At 48.1% G+C, this 18,106-nt stretch carries 17 protein-coding genes; 14 read left to right on the forward strand and 3 right to left on the reverse strand.

Annotation, left to right across the window (positions count from 1 at the left end):
• Nucleotides 1-125: 125 nt before the first annotated feature.
• The 7 genes from dnaG (at nt 126) to IV40_RS01350 (ending at nt 9,983) form a co-directional block, all read left to right on the forward strand.
• A complete protein-coding gene (dnaG, locus tag IV40_RS01320) occupies nt 126-1,940 on the forward strand; it encodes a DNA primase (RefSeq protein ID WP_057768561.1) in 1,815 nt (604 codons plus the stop codon).
• A gap of 20 nt (nt 1,941-1,960) precedes the next feature.
• Nucleotides 1,961-3,124 carry an RNA polymerase sigma factor RpoD gene (gene rpoD, locus IV40_RS01325; protein ID WP_057768562.1) on the forward strand — a complete coding sequence of 388 codons (1,164 nt, stop codon included), beginning with the start codon at nt 1,961-1,963 and terminating at the stop codon, nt 3,122-3,124.
• Between the two features lie 149 nt (nt 3,125-3,273).
• Nucleotides 3,274-3,975: a tRNA (adenine(22)-N(1))-methyltransferase gene (locus tag IV40_RS01330; protein ID WP_057768563.1), complete on the forward strand. Its 702-nt coding sequence runs from the start codon at nt 3,274-3,276 to the stop codon at nt 3,973-3,975.
• Nucleotides 3,972-4,973 (forward strand): Nif3-like dinuclear metal center hexameric protein, encoded by a 1,002-nt coding sequence (locus tag IV40_RS01335; protein ID WP_057768564.1) that lies wholly within the window; start codon nt 3,972-3,974, stop codon nt 4,971-4,973. Before IV40_RS01330 ends, IV40_RS01335 begins: the two co-directional genes overlap by 4 nt.
• A 13-nt stretch (nt 4,974-4,986) precedes the next feature.
• Nucleotides 4,987-6,222, forward strand: coding sequence for a peptidase T (gene pepT, locus IV40_RS01340; RefSeq protein WP_057768565.1), 1,236 nt, complete (start codon nt 4,987-4,989; stop codon nt 6,220-6,222).
• 184 nt (nt 6,223-6,406) lie between these two features.
• Complete coding sequence (locus IV40_RS01345) at nt 6,407-7,321, forward strand: hypothetical protein (RefSeq protein ID WP_057768566.1); 915 nt, start codon at nt 6,407-6,409, stop codon at nt 7,319-7,321.
• 124 nt (nt 7,322-7,445) lie between these two features.
• Nucleotides 7,446-9,983, forward strand: coding sequence for a M1 family metallopeptidase (locus IV40_RS01350; RefSeq protein WP_057768567.1), 2,538 nt, complete (start codon nt 7,446-7,448; stop codon nt 9,981-9,983).
• 58 nt (nt 9,984-10,041) lie between these two features.
• Here the strand turns inward: IV40_RS01350 and IV40_RS01355 are convergent, their stop codons facing one another.
• The gene (locus IV40_RS01355; RefSeq protein ID WP_057768568.1) at nt 10,042-11,478 is read right to left on the reverse strand and encodes a C69 family dipeptidase; all 1,437 of its coding nucleotides are present in this window, start codon (nt 11,476-11,478) and stop codon (nt 10,042-10,044) included.
• A 126-nt stretch (nt 11,479-11,604) separates the two neighbouring features.
• On the opposite strand from IV40_RS01355, the gene IV40_RS01360 reads away from it, so the two are divergent.
• The 3 genes from IV40_RS01360 to IV40_RS01370 all read left to right on the forward strand — a co-directional run bounded on the left by IV40_RS01360 (nt 11,605) and on the right by IV40_RS01370 (nt 13,817).
• Nucleotides 11,605-12,534, forward strand: a complete 930-nt coding sequence (locus tag IV40_RS01360; RefSeq protein WP_236698003.1) for a YitT family protein — start codon at nt 11,605-11,607, stop codon at nt 12,532-12,534.
• Between the two features lie 31 nt (nt 12,535-12,565).
• Nucleotides 12,566-12,751, forward strand: a complete 186-nt coding sequence (locus IV40_RS01365; protein ID WP_057768813.1) for a 2-hydroxymuconate tautomerase — start codon at nt 12,566-12,568, stop codon at nt 12,749-12,751.
• 91 nt (nt 12,752-12,842) lie between these two features.
• Nucleotides 12,843-13,817, forward strand: a complete 975-nt coding sequence (locus IV40_RS01370) for an SLAP domain-containing protein (protein ID WP_057768569.1) — start codon at nt 12,843-12,845, stop codon at nt 13,815-13,817.
• Nucleotides 13,818-13,861: 44 nt separating this feature from the next.
• On the opposite strand, the gene IV40_RS01375 is transcribed toward IV40_RS01370, so the two are convergent.
• Entirely contained in the window at nt 13,862-14,671 is an 810-nt protein-coding gene (locus IV40_RS01375; RefSeq protein ID WP_057768570.1) for a Cof-type HAD-IIB family hydrolase, read from the reverse strand.
• Nucleotides 14,672-14,764: 93 nt separating this feature from the next.
• Between IV40_RS01375 and IV40_RS01380 the strand changes: the two genes are divergently transcribed.
• The gene (locus IV40_RS01380) at nt 14,765-15,481 is read left to right on the forward strand and encodes a dienelactone hydrolase family protein (RefSeq protein ID WP_057768571.1); all 717 of its coding nucleotides are present in this window, start codon (nt 14,765-14,767) and stop codon (nt 15,479-15,481) included.
• Nucleotides 15,482-15,541: 60 nt separating this feature from the next.
• A complete protein-coding gene (locus IV40_RS01385) occupies nt 15,542-15,856 on the forward strand; it encodes a metal-sulfur cluster assembly factor (RefSeq protein WP_057768572.1) in 315 nt (104 codons plus the stop codon).
• Nucleotides 15,857-15,907: 51 nt separating this feature from the next.
• On the opposite strand, the gene IV40_RS01390 is transcribed toward IV40_RS01385, so the two are convergent.
• On the reverse strand, nt 15,908-16,174 hold the full coding sequence (locus tag IV40_RS01390) for a hypothetical protein (protein ID WP_057768573.1): 267 nt from the start codon (nt 16,172-16,174) through the stop codon (nt 15,908-15,910).
• Between the two features lie 174 nt (nt 16,175-16,348).
• Between IV40_RS01390 and IV40_RS01395 the strand changes: the two genes are divergently transcribed.
• Both IV40_RS01395 and IV40_RS01400 read left to right on the forward strand, forming a co-directional pair.
• Complete coding sequence (locus IV40_RS01395) at nt 16,349-17,119, forward strand: hypothetical protein (protein WP_057768574.1); 771 nt, start codon at nt 16,349-16,351, stop codon at nt 17,117-17,119.
• Between the two features lie 26 nt (nt 17,120-17,145).
• Nucleotides 17,146-18,105, forward strand: a complete 960-nt coding sequence (locus IV40_RS01400; protein WP_057768575.1) for an ABC transporter permease — start codon at nt 17,146-17,148, stop codon at nt 18,103-18,105.
• The last annotated feature ends 1 nt before the right edge of the window (nt 18,106 follow it).

Here is an 18,106-nt window from a genome sequence, read left to right on the forward strand (position 1 = left end):
TTGCTTACTAATCGTAAACATGCTATCATATACGCTGTATACGTGTGTTGATAACGGAAAAAGTCGCATTTCTTCAGAGATGCGGCTTTTGCAATCTATTGTCCGATTGAGAGAGGAGGGGACCGATGGCACAGCGCATTCCAGAGGCGACGGTCGAGGCCGTGCGCCAGAAAACGAATATTGTTGATGTAGTCGGTCAGTATGTGCAGCTGAAAAAGCAAGGGAAGAACTTGTTCGGGTTGTGTCCCTTCCATGAGGAACGAACGCCTTCTTTTTCAGTTAATGAACAAAAGCAAATCTTTCATTGTTTCAGCTGCGGTCGTGGGGGAAATGTCTTTAATTTCTTGATGGATTTGGAGAAATTGTCCTTTCCGGAGGCTGTTGCCAAGGTCGCTCAGATGGAAAATATCCCAGTCGACATTCAAGTCGGCGCCCAGACACAAACAACAGTTGATCCGCAGATTGCGACCCAGCGCAAGATGTATCAGAAAGCTCAACAGTTTTTCGCCCATATTTTAATCAACACAACAACCGGTGAACCGGCGCTCAAGTATTTGCAGAAGCGGAAAATGACGGACCAGGCGATTCAGACGTATGGAATCGGCTATCTGCCGGAACAGCCGGATTTATTGCTTCATTTCTTGAAGGACCAGCAATTCACTTTCGAAGATTTACGCAAGTCGGGTTTGTTTTCAGAAACGCAATCTGGTCAGTTGCGGGACCGTTTTTCAGGCCGGGTGATGTTTCCAATTCGTGATTCGCAGGGACAGACGATTGCCTTTTCGGGCCGCATTTTAAATCAAGCGCCGAACGAACCGAAGTATTTGAATAGCCCGGAAACGATGCTGTTCAATAAGAGCAAGGTCTTGTTTAACTTCGATTTGGCCAAAGGCGCCATTCGGCAGGCTAAAAAAGTTTATCTCTTCGAAGGATTTATGGATGTGATTGCCGCTTATGAGGCCGGTCTTTCCAATGGAGTCGCTTCGATGGGGACCAGTCTGACGGATGAACAACTGCAGCAACTGACACGAATGACGAATCATCTCATTGTTTGTTATGATGGCGATGAACCAGGGATTCAGGCAGCTCATCGGGCGTTAGGAATGCTGCAGCAGCAACGCTCTGTCGATGCCGGTGTAGTCGTGCTGCCGGATGGCAAAGATCCAGATGAGTACGTTCACACAGTTGGTGCGGATGCGTTCAAGCAGCAGCTTGAGCAAGCTGTTTTGACACCAGTCGCGTTCAAACTCCGTTATTTGCAGCGGGGGTTGAACCTAGCCAACGAAAAGGATCGGTTGACTTACACCGATCAGGCACTCCAAACGTTGGTGCAGGTTGCTTCGCCGGTCGAACGGGAACTCTATCTCAACCAGGTTGCTGAGACAGTGTCGCTCTCGCCGGAAAGCTTGCAGCAGCAGCTGCAGACACTGCAGCGACAGCAGCCATCTCGTCCCAAACAAGCGGTTCGGCGTCAGCAAGTGGCTCCGCAGGCTTATCATCGCCAGCAGGTCCATTATTCGGGGCAGGAATTAGCGGAACGGTGTCTTCTGTATTTGATGTTTCACCATCCGGATGTGAAGACGACGGTCGAACAGACACCTGATTTTCAGTTTATTCATGAAAATTATCAGGAAATCTACCTGCTGTGGCAGAGTTTCCTAGCAGAAGGGCATTCGCCGGATATTTCTGGCTTTATCGACTATGTGCCGGATGATATGCAGGCACTGGTCGCAGAGCTCGATTCACTCGAATTGCCGGCCGAAGTGAATGAAACGGCGGTCCAAGACTACATCAAACGCATTATGGTCAATCCATTGCAGGAACAAATTAAAACGACGCAGGCTTCTTTAGACGAAGCCAAACGCCTTGGCGATCAGACACGCGAAGCAGATTTGACGGTACAGCTCGTTCAACTGTTTCGTCAGTTGAAAAAGGCTTAATCATCAAGGGGGATTTATACATGGCAGCAAAGAAAACAACTAAAACAGCACCAAAGAAAACAACAAATAAGAAGACGAGCATCGAGAAGACAAAGAAGTACAAAGACGCCGTCAAAGCATTCTTAAAAAAGTATAAATCCGATAAACAAGTGACCGAAGACCAAATGATTGATGAACTCGTTAAACCATTAGGCTTGCAAGACCAAGAGATTGATGACCTAATGGAACGAGTCGAAGATCAGGGCATTGGGATTGTTGATAAAGACGGGAATCCGAGTGCTCGGAGTCTTCAAAATGAAGAAAAGAAGAACAAAGGCAAAAAGAAGACCAAGGATGTTTCCGCACCCGCTGGCGTCAAAATCAACGACCCAGTGCGGATGTATCTCAAGGAAATCGGCCGAGTCCCATTGTTAACGGCGGATGAAGAAGTCGCATTGGCTTTGCGGATCGAGCAAGGCGATGAAGATGCCAAGCAGGAATTGGCGGAAGCCAACTTGCGGCTGGTCGTTTCAATCGCTAAGCGTTATGTCGGCCGTGGGATGCAGTTCCTGGATTTGATTCAGGAAGGCAACATGGGCTTGATGAAGGCCGTCGAGAAATTCGATTACCGGAAGGGCTTCAAGTTCTCAACTTACGCCACCTGGTGGATTCGTCAGGCCATTACCCGTGCTATTGCTGACCAGGCACGGACAATCCGGATTCCTGTGCATATGGTTGAAACAATCAACAAGCTGATTCGGATTCAGCGGCAATTGCTGCAGGACCTCGGCCGTGAACCAACGCCGGAAGAAATCGGTGCTGAAATGGACATGGCGACGGATAAAGTTCGTGAAATCCTCAAGATTGCTCAAGAACCCGTTTCCCTTGAAACACCAATCGGCGAGGAGGATGATTCGCACTTAGGCGACTTTATCGAAGATAAGGATGCAACCAGTCCTGAAGAACATGCTTCTTATGAGTTGCTCAAGGAACAGTTGGAGAGTGTCCTCGAAACCCTGACCGACCGTGAAGAAAATGTTTTGCGGCTGCGGTTTGGGCTCGATGACGGCCGGACATGGACATTGGAAGAAGTCGGCAAAGTCTTCGGTGTGACCCGTGAACGGATTCGCCAGATTGAAGCCAAGGCGTTGCGGAAGCTCCGTCACCCATCTCGTTCGAAGCAATTACGGGACTTTTTGGAATAAGATTTGAATGATGCGAAAAGATCGGCCCAGTGCGGCCGATCTTTTTTTGTACCCAGTGACAAACAATTTTATTTCCGCAGAAAGAGCCGTTTGCAAGTTAGATTTGCTATACTGGAACTATAATATAACGGGATAAGGAAGTGTCTAATTTGGAACAGATCCATCTATCACAACGACTGGCGACTGTTGCACAGCATATTCAGCAGGGGGATCGAATCGCCGATATCGGGTCCGATCATGCTTATTTGCCGATTGCACTCGTTCAAAGCGGCCGCATCCCGGCTGCTGTCGCCGGTGAAGTCGTTCCGGGTCCTTTCCATTTAGCGGAAGAACATGTGGCACAATACGGATTGGCGGCTCAAATTAAAGTGCGGCTGGCGGATGGATTGGCGGCTATCAAGCCGGCGGATCGCATTACGGCAGTGACAATTGCCGGAATGGGCGGCACATTGATCCATGATATTTTGGAAGCCGGGTATCAGCAGCATTTAAGGGGTACCGAACGGCTTATCTTGCAACCGAATGTCGGTGAGAATCGCGTTCGTGAATGGCTGCTAGCCCATCAATATGCGATTACGGCCGAAGAAATTCTGGAAGAGGATCAGCATATTTATGAAGTGATTGCTGCTGCGCCAAGTGCTGCACCGGTTCACTATGATGAAGCCGATCTGTATTTTGGCCCATTTTTACGGCAGCATCCGCACAATTCGGTTTTCCAAGCTAAATGGCAGGACCGGTTGCAACGCGAGCAGCGGGTTTTGCGTGAGCTGCAGAAGGCGCAAGAAGTGCCAACGGCTAAAGCAGCACAGCATCAGCACCTAGTTGCGATGATTGAGGAGGTGGTCGAATGACGATTGCAGCACAAACATTGATCGATCGATTCGAACAATTTGCCCCATTAGCATTACGAATGGGGAATGATCCAACTGGTTTTCAATTAGGGAAACGGTCGGCACCTATCAAACGGGTGTTGGTTACCCTTGATGTCCGGCCTGAAGTGGTTCAGGAAGCAATCGATAAACACGTTGATTTTATCTTTGCGCACCATCCAGTTTTGTTTCATCCAATCCATAAACTGGATCTGGCCGATCCGCAAAATCAAATGTATGCCGATTTGCTCGCCCATCACATCACCGTTTATGCGGCTCATACGAATTTAGACCGGGCATGGGGCGGTATGAATGATTGGCTGGCGGATGCGCTACAGCTGCAGCACGTGCAGCCATTTGATGTGACTGAATATGAACAGCTCCAGCAGGTTACAGTGGAAACGCCGGAACCAGAAACATTAACGGCCGCTTTGACGACATCGAATATTAAAGCAGCGCAATCTGCCGACCAAGTCATCTTTACAGTCCCCAAACTGCAAATGGCCCATTTTATGAGTCAGTTGCAGCAGCTGCCGCATAATCAGATTGGTGTGATGGATATTGCGACGCATGGCCGCCCAATTGGAATCGGCCGGATGGGAACGCCTAAACAGACGATGACGGTTCGGCAGTATGCCGATTTTGTCAAACAGGCTTTCGGCGTCAAAGGCGCCCGGCTGGTGACCCACACACCGGAGAAACAGGTTGAATCAGTAGCCGTTGTCGGCGGCGATGGCGGTCAGTTCTTCCCGGCTGCCGTTCGGCAGAACATCGATCTGTACATTACCGGTGATGTGTATTATCATACAGCACATGATATGCTCGCTAACGGCTTGTCCGTTGTCGACCCAGGTCATCACATTGAACAAGCGATCAAACAGCGTTTAACGCCGATGCTGCAAGAGTGGTCGCAGCAGTACGGCTGGGATCTTGATATCTTTGCATCGACATTAAATACGGATCCATTTCAATTTATTTAAGGAGGAATTTTTCATGGCCAAATATGATGAGTTAGTACCACGTTTTTTGAAGTATGTGAAGGTAAATAGTCGGTCTGACCCCGATTCAACGACGATTCCGTCTTCGCAGCGTGAAGTTGACTTTTTGCATCAGTTGATGAAAGAACTCGAACAAATCGGAATGAGTGAAGTCAAGTACAACAACGCCAATGGGTATGTAACGGCATTGCTGCCTAGCAACATGGATAAGAAAGTGCCGACAATCGGCTTTATGGCACACACTGACACTGCCGATTTCAATTCGGAGCACGTTAATCCGCAAATCGTTGAAAACTATGATGGCGAATCCGACATTAAACTGAGCGCCGACGGCAAGTATGAATTGACCGTCAAAGACTTCCCAGCCTTGAAGAATTACAAGGGGCAAACATTGATTACCACTGATGGGACAACACTGCTGGGAGCCGATGATAAGGCTGGTGTCGCTGAAATCATGACGGCAATGGATTATCTGATTCAACACCCTGAAATTCAGCACGGCAACATCAAAATCGGCTTCAGTCCCGATGAGGAAATCGGCACTGGTGCCGAGCACTTCGATGTCAAAGACTTCGATGCCGATTTTGCGTACACAATGGATGGCGGTCCTGTTGGTCAGTTGGAATACGAAACGTTCAACGCTGCTTCCTTAGTTGTCGATGTCCAAGGTAAGGATGTTCATCCTGGGTCTGCTTATGGCGTCATGATCAATGCCAATGAAGTGGCCATTCAATTCCAGAATGCTTTGCCGCAAGAAGAAGTGCCTGAAAAGACGAAAGGGATGGATGGATTCTTCCATCTGCTCAAGTTTGACGGTACCGTTGACCACGCCCACATGGAATACATCATCCGTGACTTCGACCGGGACCAATTGAATAGCCGCAAAGACTTGGCACACCGGATCGGCGACAAACTCAATGCTGAATATGGCGATGGCGTTGTGACCGTCACAACCAAAGACGAGTATTACAACATGGGGGAGGTCATGAAGGACCATATGGATGTCGTTGAGTTGGCGAAGAATGCGATGACTGCACTCGACATCACGCCTGAAATCGAACCCGTTCGTGGCGGGACCGATGGCTCAACGATTTCCTTCATGGGTTTACCGACACCGAACATCTTTGCCGGTGCCGAAAACATGCACGGTCGTTACGAATTCGTCTCCGAAGATGCCCTTGAAAAGGGTGTCGATGTTATCCTGAAGATTGTTGAATTGAATAATCAGTAAACACTAAAAAGAGGGACCTGTAGTTAATAGGTTCTTCTTTTTTGCTAGTTTATAACTAAAAGTTACTTTAACTAAACACAAAACAACCCACAAACCAAAACCCCTCCCAAAAACAATTTCACACCGACGGCCCTTTAACGTATAATGAAGGGGAAACGACCTGACGTAAAAGGAGCCCTAGTTTATGATTATTCAATTCAAAGAACCTGTGAATACTGAAGTCGTGCGGGAATTGCAAGATAAAATCCATCAACTTGGCAAAACAGGTTTTATGAGCCAGAATCATATGGCCATTATCGACCTTGAAACACTTGAATTCAGTGATGATGAAAAAGAAGCGATTGCTTCGGTCACAACCGATGAACCGCCGTATGTTTTAAGCAGCAAAACGTTCAAGCCGGACAATACGGTGATTCAGCTGCATGAAACCTCTTTAGGCGATACGCAACTGCCATTGTTTGTCCATTTGCCGCAGGAAAAAGATCAGGATAGTCTGAGCCAGCGCTTTGCCGATTTGCCGCAAAACGAACAGGTAACCGGCTGTGTAGCAGATTTATTTGCCCAGCCGCTTTCTCCTTATGAGCAGGTCGACCGGCAGGATATTGAGCAATTGCTGACCAACTACCGGCAATTGGCCGATCAGCAGTCGCTTGATTTGATTGTGCCCGTTTATACGGACGCACAGTTCGATGCCGTTGCAAAGACGGTTGATATGGTGGAACTGACAGGGGATTTGCTGAATGATACCAGTTTCCTGCAGAAGGTCGGTCAAACGCCGATTCCAGTTTTGATTGATGGGACTAAGGTTTCCGACCCGTCGCAATTATTGATGATGGCCGAATTCATTGCGAGTGCCGGCAATATTCACATTGCTGTTTTGAGCCCGAATAATGACCGGGCTGTTGCGACCTTACGGTTATTGACGCATTATCCAGTTTTGGCACAACCAGCCGCCAAAGATTATCCGCAGCTGCTGCCGACGCTGGCTGCTAGTGCTGCTGTGGCGGGCGCACAGGGCATGATTTTGCCAGTCGGTGATACCAGCACTTATCAGCAGGTCATCGACAAAATCAATGCTGCCACTACGAACGAAGCTTAAATTTAAAACAAACGTTTTGCTGGAAACTTTTTCTGGCAAAACGTTTTTTGTTTCTAATACTTTTCTCATGAAAGGGTCATCATCTGCTATAATAAGGGTATCTTAAAAAGTAGGGGGCAACACAATGACAAAATCACAACATTTGTATGAACTGTTCCAACCCGAGCACTATGATATCTATATTGATATCAACCGTGCGCAGAAACATATCGAAGGGACCTCAACGATTACTGGGAACGCTTCGCAGACAAAAATTGGCATCCATCAGAAGTATCTGACGATTGAATCCGTCACTGCTGACGGCAAAGACGTTCCATTTGCAACAGATGATGACACTGAATCCATCCAAATCGAAGTGCCGCAGACTGGCAAAGTGACTCTTAAAATTGCCTATTCAGCTGCATTGACAGATTCGATGATGGGCATCTATCCCTCTTATTATGAAGTCGATGGGGTCAAGAAGGAAATTATCGGCACCCAATTTGAAACGACTTCAGCTCGTCAGGCCTTTCCATGTGTCGATGAACCAGAAGCAAAGGCTACTTTCAGCTTAGCAATCAAGTTCGATGAACATGAAGGCGAAACAATCATCAGCAACATGCCTGAAAACCGTGTCGAAAACGGAGTTCATTACTTTGATCAGACGATGCGGATGTCGTCTTACTTGATTGCTTTTGCCTTTGGCGAATTGCAGAGCAAGATGACTGAAACCAAGAGCGGTGTTAAAATCGGCGTCTTCACGACCAAAGCACATGCGCTGAACGAACTGGACTTCCCACTCGACATTGCCAAGCGTGCGATTGAATTCTACGAAGACTTCTATCAGACACCATATCCGCTTCCGCATTCATGGCAATTAGCTTTGCCTGATTTCTCCGCCGGCGCTATGGAAAACTGGGGCTTGGTCACTTATCGTGAATCATACTTACTCTTTGATCCGGCCAATGCTTCGATGCAGACGAAACAGCATGTGGCTACAACGGTAACCCATGAATTGGCTCATCAATGGTTCGGCGATCTCGTCACAATGAAGTGGTGGGATGATCTGTGGCTCAACGAAAGTTTTGCCAACATGATGGAATACGTCGGCGTCAATGCGCTCGAACCAGATTGGCACATTTGGGAAACATACCAAACACTCGAAGTACCACGTGCTTTGCAGCGTGACGCTACTGACGGTGTCCAGGCGGTTCATGTTCAAGTCGAAGATCCAGCCGAAATTGCGGCGTTGTTTGACAGTGCGATTGTCTATGCCAAGGGCTCACGGATGTTAGTTATGGTTCGTGCCTTAATTGGCGACGATGCTTTGCGGAAAGGTTTGAAAGCTTACTTTGCAGCGCATCAATACGGCAATGCTACTGGTGCTGATTTATGGAAAGCTTTAGGCGATGCGTCCAATATGGATATTGGCGGCATCATGAATTCGTGGCTCGAACAGCCAGGTTATCCGGTCGTGACTGCCAGTGTCAACGATGCCGGTCAATTAGTGTTAAGCCAGAAACAATTCTTCATCGGTGAAGGCAAAGACCAAGGCCGTACATGGCAGATTCCGTTGAACGGCAACTATGATGTTGTGCCAACGATCATGAAGGATCAGACGATTACATTAGGCGATTACAAGGAACTCCGCCAAAAGAACGGCAAAGCCTTCCGTCTCAATGTCGGTAATAATTCACACTTTATCGTTCGTTACGATGACACATTGATGCAGGATATCATGAGTGAATCCAATTCTTACGATTCCATTTCACAACTGCAGATTCTCCAAGATTTGCGTTTATTGTCAGAAGGTCGGCAGATTCCATTTGCACAAACCGTCCCGTTGCTGAAACAATTTGCACAGGACCATTCTGCGATTGTGAACGCCGGCTTATACCGAATCACCAGCGTTTTGAAGGAATTCGTTCAGCCGGATAGCGCTGAAGAACAACATCTGCAAGCCTTCTTAGGTTTGTTGAGTGCTGATCAGGTCGATCGCTTAGGTTGGGAATATCGTGAGAACGATACTGAAGACGACAAGATGACACGTCCGTATGTGCTCAATGCTGCTTTGTATGCCCATAATGACAAAGCCATTGCAGCGGCCCATGAACTGTTTGCCAAGAACAGTACTCATCTGATCGACTTGCCAGCCGAAGTTCGTGGCTTGATTTTAACGAACGAAATCAAGAACTACGACAATAAAGACTTATTTGCACATCTGCTGGATCTGTACAGCCGTTCCAGCGACCCAAGCTTCAAGGCTGATTTAGGAGCGGCTTTAGCCAGCACGTCTGATGCTGATCAGATTGCCGAATTGGTCAAGGACTTCGAAAATGCTGATATCATCAAGCCGCAGGATCTGCGTGCTTGGTTCCCAGCTGTTTTAGGCAATGACGCCGGACAACAAGCTGCTTGGGACTGGATGCGCAATGATTGGAAGTGGATGGAAAAGGCAGTCGGCGGCGACATGTCCTTTACCGGCTTTATCACTTCAGTTGCCAACATTTTCAAGACAAAGCAGCGCCTGACTGAATTCAAGGCCTTCTTCGAACCAAAGATCAATACACCTGGTTTGACTCGTGAAATCACGATGGATATTAAGATCATTTCCAGCCGAGTCGACTTGATCGAAGCCGAGAATAAAGCTGTTAATGCAGAAGTTGCTAAAGAAATTCAATAATTAATTATCCTTAAAAAAGGGTTCGGAACATTTTGTTCCGAACCCTTTTTGCAGCTATTTATAAGTTTGCATCTGTATGGAAGTTCAATGGTGAGTAATCTGTGGCAGCGGTGATCAGCTGGGCCGCTAAATCCTGATAGGCTTTGCCAGCTGTCTGGGCAGCTTCTTTACCGGCTTGAGTCAGCAATGCAGCTCGTTTGGCGAGATCATCTTCCGCCAAAGCGGCCTGGTCAGTTTTGGCGATGAGTGCTAGCATCTGACTGTGGACAGCCTTTTGGACATCTTCGAGCTTGGTGCTGAACTGCGGATAATGGGCATCGACGAGGATACTGACATGCTTATAAAGCCAGTAAGCAGAATCAGGCGAGTAGGGAAGCTGGCCGACCTTGTAATTGGCCGGGGTGTCGGTAATGCCGCCGTAAAACGGCACATAACTGCTTTCAGCGGCAACACCCATGGCCAGCCACTGCAGATCGGCGACAGCAGCTGGCATATGCGGCCGAATCTGCAGGACATGCGATTCTTGGGTTTTAGCCAAACTGATTGGCCGGAAAGCATGCTTTTGCGATTCGGAGCCATGACCAACAGGATCATACGGCGTGCCTTGGAAATGGGAAGCTAAAATGGAAGTGACATCTTCCAATTGAATTGGCCGATCCGCTTGACGCAGGAAGGGCAGGTCTTGCGACTGCGGTTCTTGAACAACAGAGGGGGTCAGGTATTTCTGACCATACCAGACACGTGGCGTGTTGTAGATGGCATCAGACTGGTCATGGGTGCCAAAAATCTGCCGGAAGTTGAAAGGTGTTCCTGCTTGCCATAAATGATGATTAGCTGCAAAATCACGAATACTGTTGTCAAACATAAAGTTGGCAGCATCGTCAAAATCGATTTCTTGAATGGCCAGCTGATTGGCAACGACGGCATAACTGTCATCGGGAATGCGCTGGGCGACCCAGTGATGGCCGGAGCCTGTTTCCATGTACCACGCTTCGTTTTGGTCGGCAAATAAAATGCCGTTTGATTCGGAGGTCCCATATTGAACGACTAATTCACCTAAACGCTGGATGCCTGCACGGGCTGAGTCGACATAAGGCAGAACAACGGTCACCATAGCTTCTTCGCCGATTCCATGTTCGACTAAGGGATCATAGCCGAGCACACGACTGTTGGCATAGGCACTTTCGGTGGCGCTCATGGCCACACCGAGTTCGTTAAAGCCGTCTTCTTCGAACACCCCATATTTATCGGTCCATTCAGGTGTGGCCGTGTATTTGAGATTTTCCTTTGGCAATTCTAATTTGAAGCCGGTATCTTTTGAAGTGAAAATTGGTGCTTCATCTGCTACTTGGTGAGCGTGAACGACAAAATGCTTAGGCCAGGCAGCTTTGGCATCTTCGTTGCGGGCAATCATGAGTGAACCATCCATTGTCGCATTTTTGCCAACCAAGACACTGGTGCAGGCACTTAAACTTTGGTAAATTGAATTTGACATGCGGATTCCTCCAATAAAACTTTCCTTGCTTTCACTATACGCGCTTGAAATGAATTTGTCCTGAAATATTCAGGTCATTCATGATAAAATAAAGGAAATTTATTCGTGAACGAAGGAGGCGTTCTATTGCAGACTGCACGTTTTATTCATAATGACAACTTGAAGAAAATGATTATTGTGATTGTATCCGGCTTATTAGCCGCATTTGCCCTCAAGTTTTTCCTGATTCCAGCCCATGTATTCTCATCTGGGATTAGCGGGGTCGCCCAGTTAGTGTCGGCGCTGTTCAGCCGGTTGCTGAAGCTTCATGTTGATACTGGGCTGCTGATTTTGCTGTTCAACGTTCCAATCGGGATTTTAGGATTGATCAAGATTGGACCAAATTTTACGGCCTATAGCTTACTCACGGCGGTAGTCATGTCACTGTTTACCATGGTGATGCCTGCCCATGCCTTATCGACCAATCCGTTGATGAATGCGATTGTCGGCGGGGTTCTGATGGGGGTTGCTGTTGGGTTGGCGCTTCGTTATGGGTTCTCAACCGGCGGCTTGGATATCATCGCTTTGATTTTGGCCAAAACGACTGGCCGTTCAGTCGGGGCGTTAACCTTTGCCATCAATATGCTGATTATTTTGGCCGCTGGCGTCTTCTTCGGCTGGGAAAGTGCTTTGTATACGATTATTTCGATTTATTGCATGAGTTATGCCATCGACCATATCCACACGAGCCATCAGAAGGTAACGGCCATGATCGTGACCAGTCACAAAGAAGAAGTGTTGGCTGCCATTCGGTCGCAAGTTTTGCGGGGCATCACTGTCATTGATTCGGAAGGCGGTTATTCCGGCCGGCCGAATGCAACGCTGATGATTGTCATTACTCGTTATGAATTGTATGATCTGACTCAGGCGGCAATCCAGGCCGATCCCAAAGCGTTCATCAATATTTTGAATACGATTGATGTCGTTGGCGAGTTCCTCAATTCCGACCAGCAGGCCGCCAAACGCAAGGTGACTCAGAAAAAGGAGATTGCACCGACCCACCATGATTCTGTATAATGAAAGGGCAATTGAAAGTGAGGGAAAACAAATGCCATTAGTTCATGTTGATCTGATCGCAGGCCGTTCTGAAGACCAATTACGCGACCTCGTCAAGGACATCACAGCTGCAGTGGTTAAAGATACCAACTGCCCAGCCGCACATGTCCATGTCGTTTTAAATGAAATGCAGCCGAATCGCTATGCCGATGGTGGCGTCTTACGCAGCGAACAGTAATTGTCATCAAAACATCCATTTGGGTGTTTTTTTTGCTTTCAATGCCCATTAACTCGATAATGAGAACAAAGGCATAGGAGGCGGAGCAAGTATGAAACACATGATCAGACTCGGTGTGTTTGGATTAACGGCACTTCTGAGCGGTGTCACAAGCCAGTCAACCGTTCAGGCGGCGCTGATTACGGACCAGCAGCAAACCGCCGAAGTGGCGACAATCAATCAAGTCGGCGGCACGGCGCTACTGGATGCAGCCGGAAACGTAATTCGACAGCTGCCGTACGGGTCGTGCTGGCAGGTCGATCAAGTGGCAACGGATTCCAATGGGGCCCATTATTTATCACTAGGCGGCCATCAATATATCAGCACAGCAGCGGCCACTGTCACTGGAACTGGTTTTTTTACGGTGGCTGCGCAAGCCATGCAGGATGTGATCACTATCGATCAGCATAATGCCTATACAGTTAATTCGGCCGGTCAGAAAGTACAGACATTGCCGGATGGCAGTCAATGGCGGATCAATGCCGCTGCGGCAACAGCTGATGGTGAAACCTATTATTTGATCGGCGCTGATCAGTATGTCGCCGCCGATTTAGGGACCTTGCAGTCAGCGGAGACACAGTTAACACTGACGAACAATGAGAATGACGGCATTGTGACTGTCACTGCGGCCGATGGAGCCGTTTTAGTCAATCACAACGAACAGACCTTGCGCACATTACCGGCCGGTTCCCAATGGCAGACAAAACGAATTGCAGTTGATGGACGTGGACGTATTTATGATTGTCTGGGCGGTGATCAGTTTGTGGCCAGTTCGGCAGTTTCAATTCGCTATCCAGCCGTGTACGGGATTTTTACGCATGCGCCGGTCACAGCAAACGGTGTTTTTACCGTCACAAAGGAAAATGTGTTTGCGGTCAGTCGCACTGGCAAACCGATTCAGCATTTAACGTCCGGGTCCCAGTGGCGGGTCGTCGGCACAGCAATCGCCGCCGACAGTCATGTTTATTATCAGATCAGCACAGATCAATATGTCGCTGCTGATGAAGGTCAGATTGTTTATGATTAACCAAAAAAGCGTCTGAACAAAAATCGTTCAGACGCTTTTTCAGGTTATTTTTGTAGATGCAGGTAATTGGTCAAATAATCGGCCAAACCATCTTGTTCGTTCGTGTAAGTGGTCACATCATTTGCGGCGGCCTGAATTTCAGGACGGGCATTCTGCATGGCCACTCCCCAGCCGGCGTAATCAAGCATTTCACGGTCGTTTTGTTCATCACCGAATGCGATGATATTTTTGCGCTCGAAGCCGAAGTAATCGGCTAGATAAGCGACCCCTTTGGCCTTTTGAATGCCCTTATGGACAATTTCAAGCACGCTGGCTTCACCGCCCCAAACGTTAACCTGGACATCGGGAAAATCATGCTGCAACTGTTCGCGGACGATTTTCTGGTCATTGCGTTCCAGGAAAACGGTGATTGAGGTCGGATCGACGGTCAGACTATCAGCCGTTAAGCGCTGTTCAGGGGCTAATTCAGTCGGGAAGAACGAATATTCGCTCTTATACAGCTGATCTGCCATCAGCAGCTGCTTGCCTTCAACGGCGATCATTTGGATTGCATATTTTTGTTTCAATTGTAAGAGGTCGATGGCGACTTCACGGGGCACCGTATATTGATATTCGTGATCCCACTGGTGGCGGGGAATATGGGCTAATGCACCGTTAAAGTTGACCATCGGCGACTTGAGTCCGATCTGGTCATAATAATTTTGACTGAGTCGGTTGGAACGGCCAGTGATAATACTGACGACGTTGCCGGCCTGTTGTGCAGCCTGCAGGGTGGCCTGTGTTTTCAGAGTAATTTGTGAGTCACCATTGAGCGTGGTGCCATCGAGATCGATGGCGATAAGCTTTTTCGACAAAATTGTTCCTCCCAACTTGATTATGTTAAAATTTAAGTGATTAAGGAATAGAATAGCAAAAAATGGCTGGACTTGCAAAGGGGGAATGCACACATGGTCATTGTTAAGGCCAAAAACAGTGTCGGGATTCCAGTATTGGAAGTCGTTGCTGAACACGCTCAAAATGAGCCCTTGCCGCTGGTTGTCTGGTACCCCGATTGGCAGCAGACGATGGAAATGAATTTAACGGTTGCCTATGAATTGGCCAAACGGGGACTGCGAGTTGTTCTGCCAGAGCTGCTCTATCATGGCAGACGGCAGAGTGAAGCCCCAACGTGGGAACATGATGTCGACTTGTTCGAGATTCTCAAGCAGACGGTCCATGAATTCGATTCGCTGCGCAGTGATTATCAAGATCAGAATTTACTGCAGGGCCAAGTTGTTGTCGGCGGCACTGGTTTTGGCGGTATGATTGCCTGCGCATTGCTGGCACAGACGAAGGCAAGTGATTTGCAAGGGGCTGTTTGTATGATGGGCACACCGCGTTTAACGGAAGCCGCCGAACATTGGGCCCAGCATTTGAATCCAGCTAAATTAGTCGATGATCCGCAGACTTATCAGGCTAGCTTGACCGAATACGATCTGGCCTTGCATCCCGAACGGATTACCGGTCGCTTGCTGCATTTTTGGCATGGCAAACGGGACCGGGTCATTCCGTATGACAGTACCGCCTCATTTGTCGATGAGATTCAGGTGGCCCCATACGGCCCCATACGCCAAGGATGTCTCGCTATCGACCTCAGCAGAAGGCACGCATCAGCTGACCTTTGAACGAATCACTGAAACCGCTGAAATTATCGCTGCATTTTTTAAAAAGGAATCGTAATCACTATGGCTGAAAGAACCGCATTACAAGAACAAATTATTAAAGTCCTCAGTGACGTAATCGACCCTGAACTGGGCGTCGACGTTGTTAATCTGGGTCTCATTTATGGGGTCGACCTCGATGAACAGGGCCATTGCACGTTGCACATGACCTTAACAACGGTCGGCTGTCCTTTAACCGACGTTTTATATGATGAATTGAAATCGGCTTTGCTGGGCGTCGATGTCATCCAGAGTGTCAAAATCGAGCTGGAATGGGACCCCGTCTGGAACATCAACATGATGTCGCCAGAAGCCCGGATGATGTTGGGCATCGGATAATAATTTTTACAAAAAAGCCGGGTCGGAAAATTTCCGACCCGGCTTTTCAATTTATTTAAGCAATTGCTGTTTGATCTGAGCGGCAAAACCAACGGCAACATCCTTTGCTGGGACGTCGTTTTCGAATTCGTCGCCCAATGGCAGTGTGATCGAATTATCATGGTCATTGCTTAGAAATGCCACGACAACCCCATTATTTTTGGCATCGAAATCAATGTCATGTTCCTGTTCTTTGGTGAGGTGCAACTGTTTTAATGTTGCCGCCAAAAAATCATCCCGATAATCTTCAAACGTGTAATTCTCTGGATTTTCATTCATCCTCATGACCTCCACCCATTGATTTTTCTATTCGCTTTCATTTTAACACACTCCTTCCAGAACGCACCGGCTGTCCGCTGGCATTTTCGTAATAGAAAGTTAAGTTGACGGTTTTTCGAATTTAAAGTAGCATAAATGGCGTATATTTAATTTGTGAATGTGGGGAGAAATGGAATGGCAGACGCCTATTTAATGCGCTTAAAAAAGATGCGGCAGCATTTTGACTGGGAACCGGCTGTCCAGCGCCAATTAGCGGCGATTAAAGCCAGTGTCTTACAGCTTCAGGGCCATGAGCTGCCGGCGTTTGGACTGCCGGAATTGGGAATCGGACCTGATGTGCTGATTACTGACTTTGCCCGCCGCACATGGACCGATGCGGAATGGGCGGCCGAACAGCACTGGCTGAGTGATTGCGACCATTTGCTCCGGAATTATCGGCAGTATGTTGAGGTTCACTTCGGCATGTGGGCCTATATTACCCAGGATGTGATGCAGAATTGGGTCCATTTATTTCCGCACCAGCACTGGCTGGAATTGATGTCCGGCAACGGTTATATCAGTCGCGGTTTGCGAGATCAGGGCCAGCAGGTCGTTGCGACCGATAGTCTGGCCTGGACCAGCGAAAACGAAACCGGCCGCCAGCTTGAAACAAAAGTGCTGCCGTTGGATGCCGTGACGGCCGTTCAGTGCTACGGTCCATGGGCGGATGCGATCGTTTTGTCCTGGAGTCCGGATGGGGATCCGGTCGATCAGCAGATTTTAGCCGCTATCCGGAGTTTGCCGCAACCGGTGCAGTTCTTTTGTATCGGAGAAAAAAATGGGGCGACCAATAGTGCCGGCTTTTGGCAGCAGGCACATGAACAGCATTCACCACGTTTGACGCTGCTCAACCATCATTATCCGCATTTTGATTTGATGCGCGACCAGATTTACTGGCTGGCGTAAGCTTATACAGAAAACAGGGATAAAACATGTTTAAACGAAAATTGATACTGGATCTGCTGCTGGCAATTTTAGCCTTTGGGTGCGTTTTTCTTTTTGGCCATCAGGATCAAAGCAACTACACGAGCCAGCTGAACCGTAATGGGCTGTCGAATAGTGCCGTCGTCATTCGGACCCATTCGCACCAGACCTTGCAGACGACGGTAAAAAAATTGGATGCGGCGCATTTGAAGCAATATCAAGTCCAGTTCGCACCCAGCAAGAGTCTGTCGTATTTTTATGGGGAAGGGAAGTTTACGAACATTCCCGAACTCAGCGGCCGTTTCTTTACTGATGATGATTTTAAATCGCAAATTCCAGTTGTTGTCGTCGGCCAGAACCTGACCAAACAGCTCTATGCGCCGACGAGCCAGTCGTATCTATACTTACACCATCGTTACCTCTCGGTGGTCGGCACGGTCGGCACACAGAGCAAGAGTGCCTTAAACGACCATACCTTTATTTCAATCTCGCCAGAGTATGTCTTTGACAACCGGCAATTGCGCCATGTCAAGATTTATGCCGACGGTGCTAATTTGACTGGCAATCAGAAGCAGTTGAAACAAATCTTCAAAGCCACCAAAATCACGCCCCTCGTTAAGACACCCATCGTTGGGACTAGCTGGCTATCCAGTTATGGATTATTAGTCCTGAGTCTGCTTGTCGCAGTCGGCATCGGGATTTTATTGGCTGAAATTTTCTACCGGCTGATTCAGCATCAACTGGATGCGCCGCTTGACGAACATTTGGCAGAACATTACCGCTGGGGACTGTTCCGGCAGTTTGCCGTTCATAGTTTCTTTGCCATTCTGGTCGGATACTTGATTGGGGTCAAACAGATTGATGTCATTCACTACGGATTCCTGTTCGGCTTCTTCTGCCTCTTGTACGTTGTTTTGAACCTGTTTTTCGCACTGCGAATTCATGGTTCACGTCCAAAGAAGGGATAAA

Source organism: Lactobacillus selangorensis, from assembly GCF_001437205.1.
Classification (GTDB): Bacteria; Bacillota; Bacilli; order Lactobacillales; family Lactobacillaceae; genus Paralactobacillus; species Paralactobacillus selangorensis.

Coding starts and splice junctions, on each gene's coding strand:
- IV40_RS01355 (WP_057768568.1), bottom strand. CDS start 11,478: ATGTCAAATTCAATTTACCAAAGTTTAAGTGCCTGCACCAGTGTCTTG.
- IV40_RS01365 (WP_057768813.1), top strand. CDS start 12,566: ATGCCATTAGTTCATGTTGATCTGATCGCAGGCCGTTCTGAAGACCAA.
- IV40_RS01380 (WP_057768571.1), top strand. CDS start 14,765: ATGGTCATTGTTAAGGCCAAAAACAGTGTCGGGATTCCAGTATTGGAA.
- IV40_RS01350 (WP_057768567.1), top strand. CDS start 7,446: ATGACAAAATCACAACATTTGTATGAACTGTTCCAACCCGAGCACTAT.
- rpoD (WP_057768562.1), top strand. CDS start 1,961: ATGGCAGCAAAGAAAACAACTAAAACAGCACCAAAGAAAACAACAAAT.
- IV40_RS01395 (WP_057768574.1), top strand. CDS start 16,349: ATGGCAGACGCCTATTTAATGCGCTTAAAAAAGATGCGGCAGCATTTT.
- IV40_RS01390 (WP_057768573.1), bottom strand. CDS start 16,174: ATGAATGAAAATCCAGAGAATTACACGTTTGAAGATTATCGGGATGAT.
- IV40_RS01370 (WP_057768569.1), top strand. CDS start 12,843: ATGAAACACATGATCAGACTCGGTGTGTTTGGATTAACGGCACTTCTG.
- IV40_RS01385 (WP_057768572.1), top strand. CDS start 15,542: ATGGCTGAAAGAACCGCATTACAAGAACAAATTATTAAAGTCCTCAGT.
- dnaG (WP_057768561.1), top strand. CDS start 126: ATGGCACAGCGCATTCCAGAGGCGACGGTCGAGGCCGTGCGCCAGAAA.
- pepT (WP_057768565.1), top strand. CDS start 4,987: ATGGCCAAATATGATGAGTTAGTACCACGTTTTTTGAAGTATGTGAAG.
- IV40_RS01345 (WP_057768566.1), top strand. CDS start 6,407: ATGATTATTCAATTCAAAGAACCTGTGAATACTGAAGTCGTGCGGGAA.
- IV40_RS01335 (WP_057768564.1), top strand. CDS start 3,972: ATGACGATTGCAGCACAAACATTGATCGATCGATTCGAACAATTTGCC.
- IV40_RS01400 (WP_057768575.1), top strand. CDS start 17,146: ATGTTTAAACGAAAATTGATACTGGATCTGCTGCTGGCAATTTTAGCC.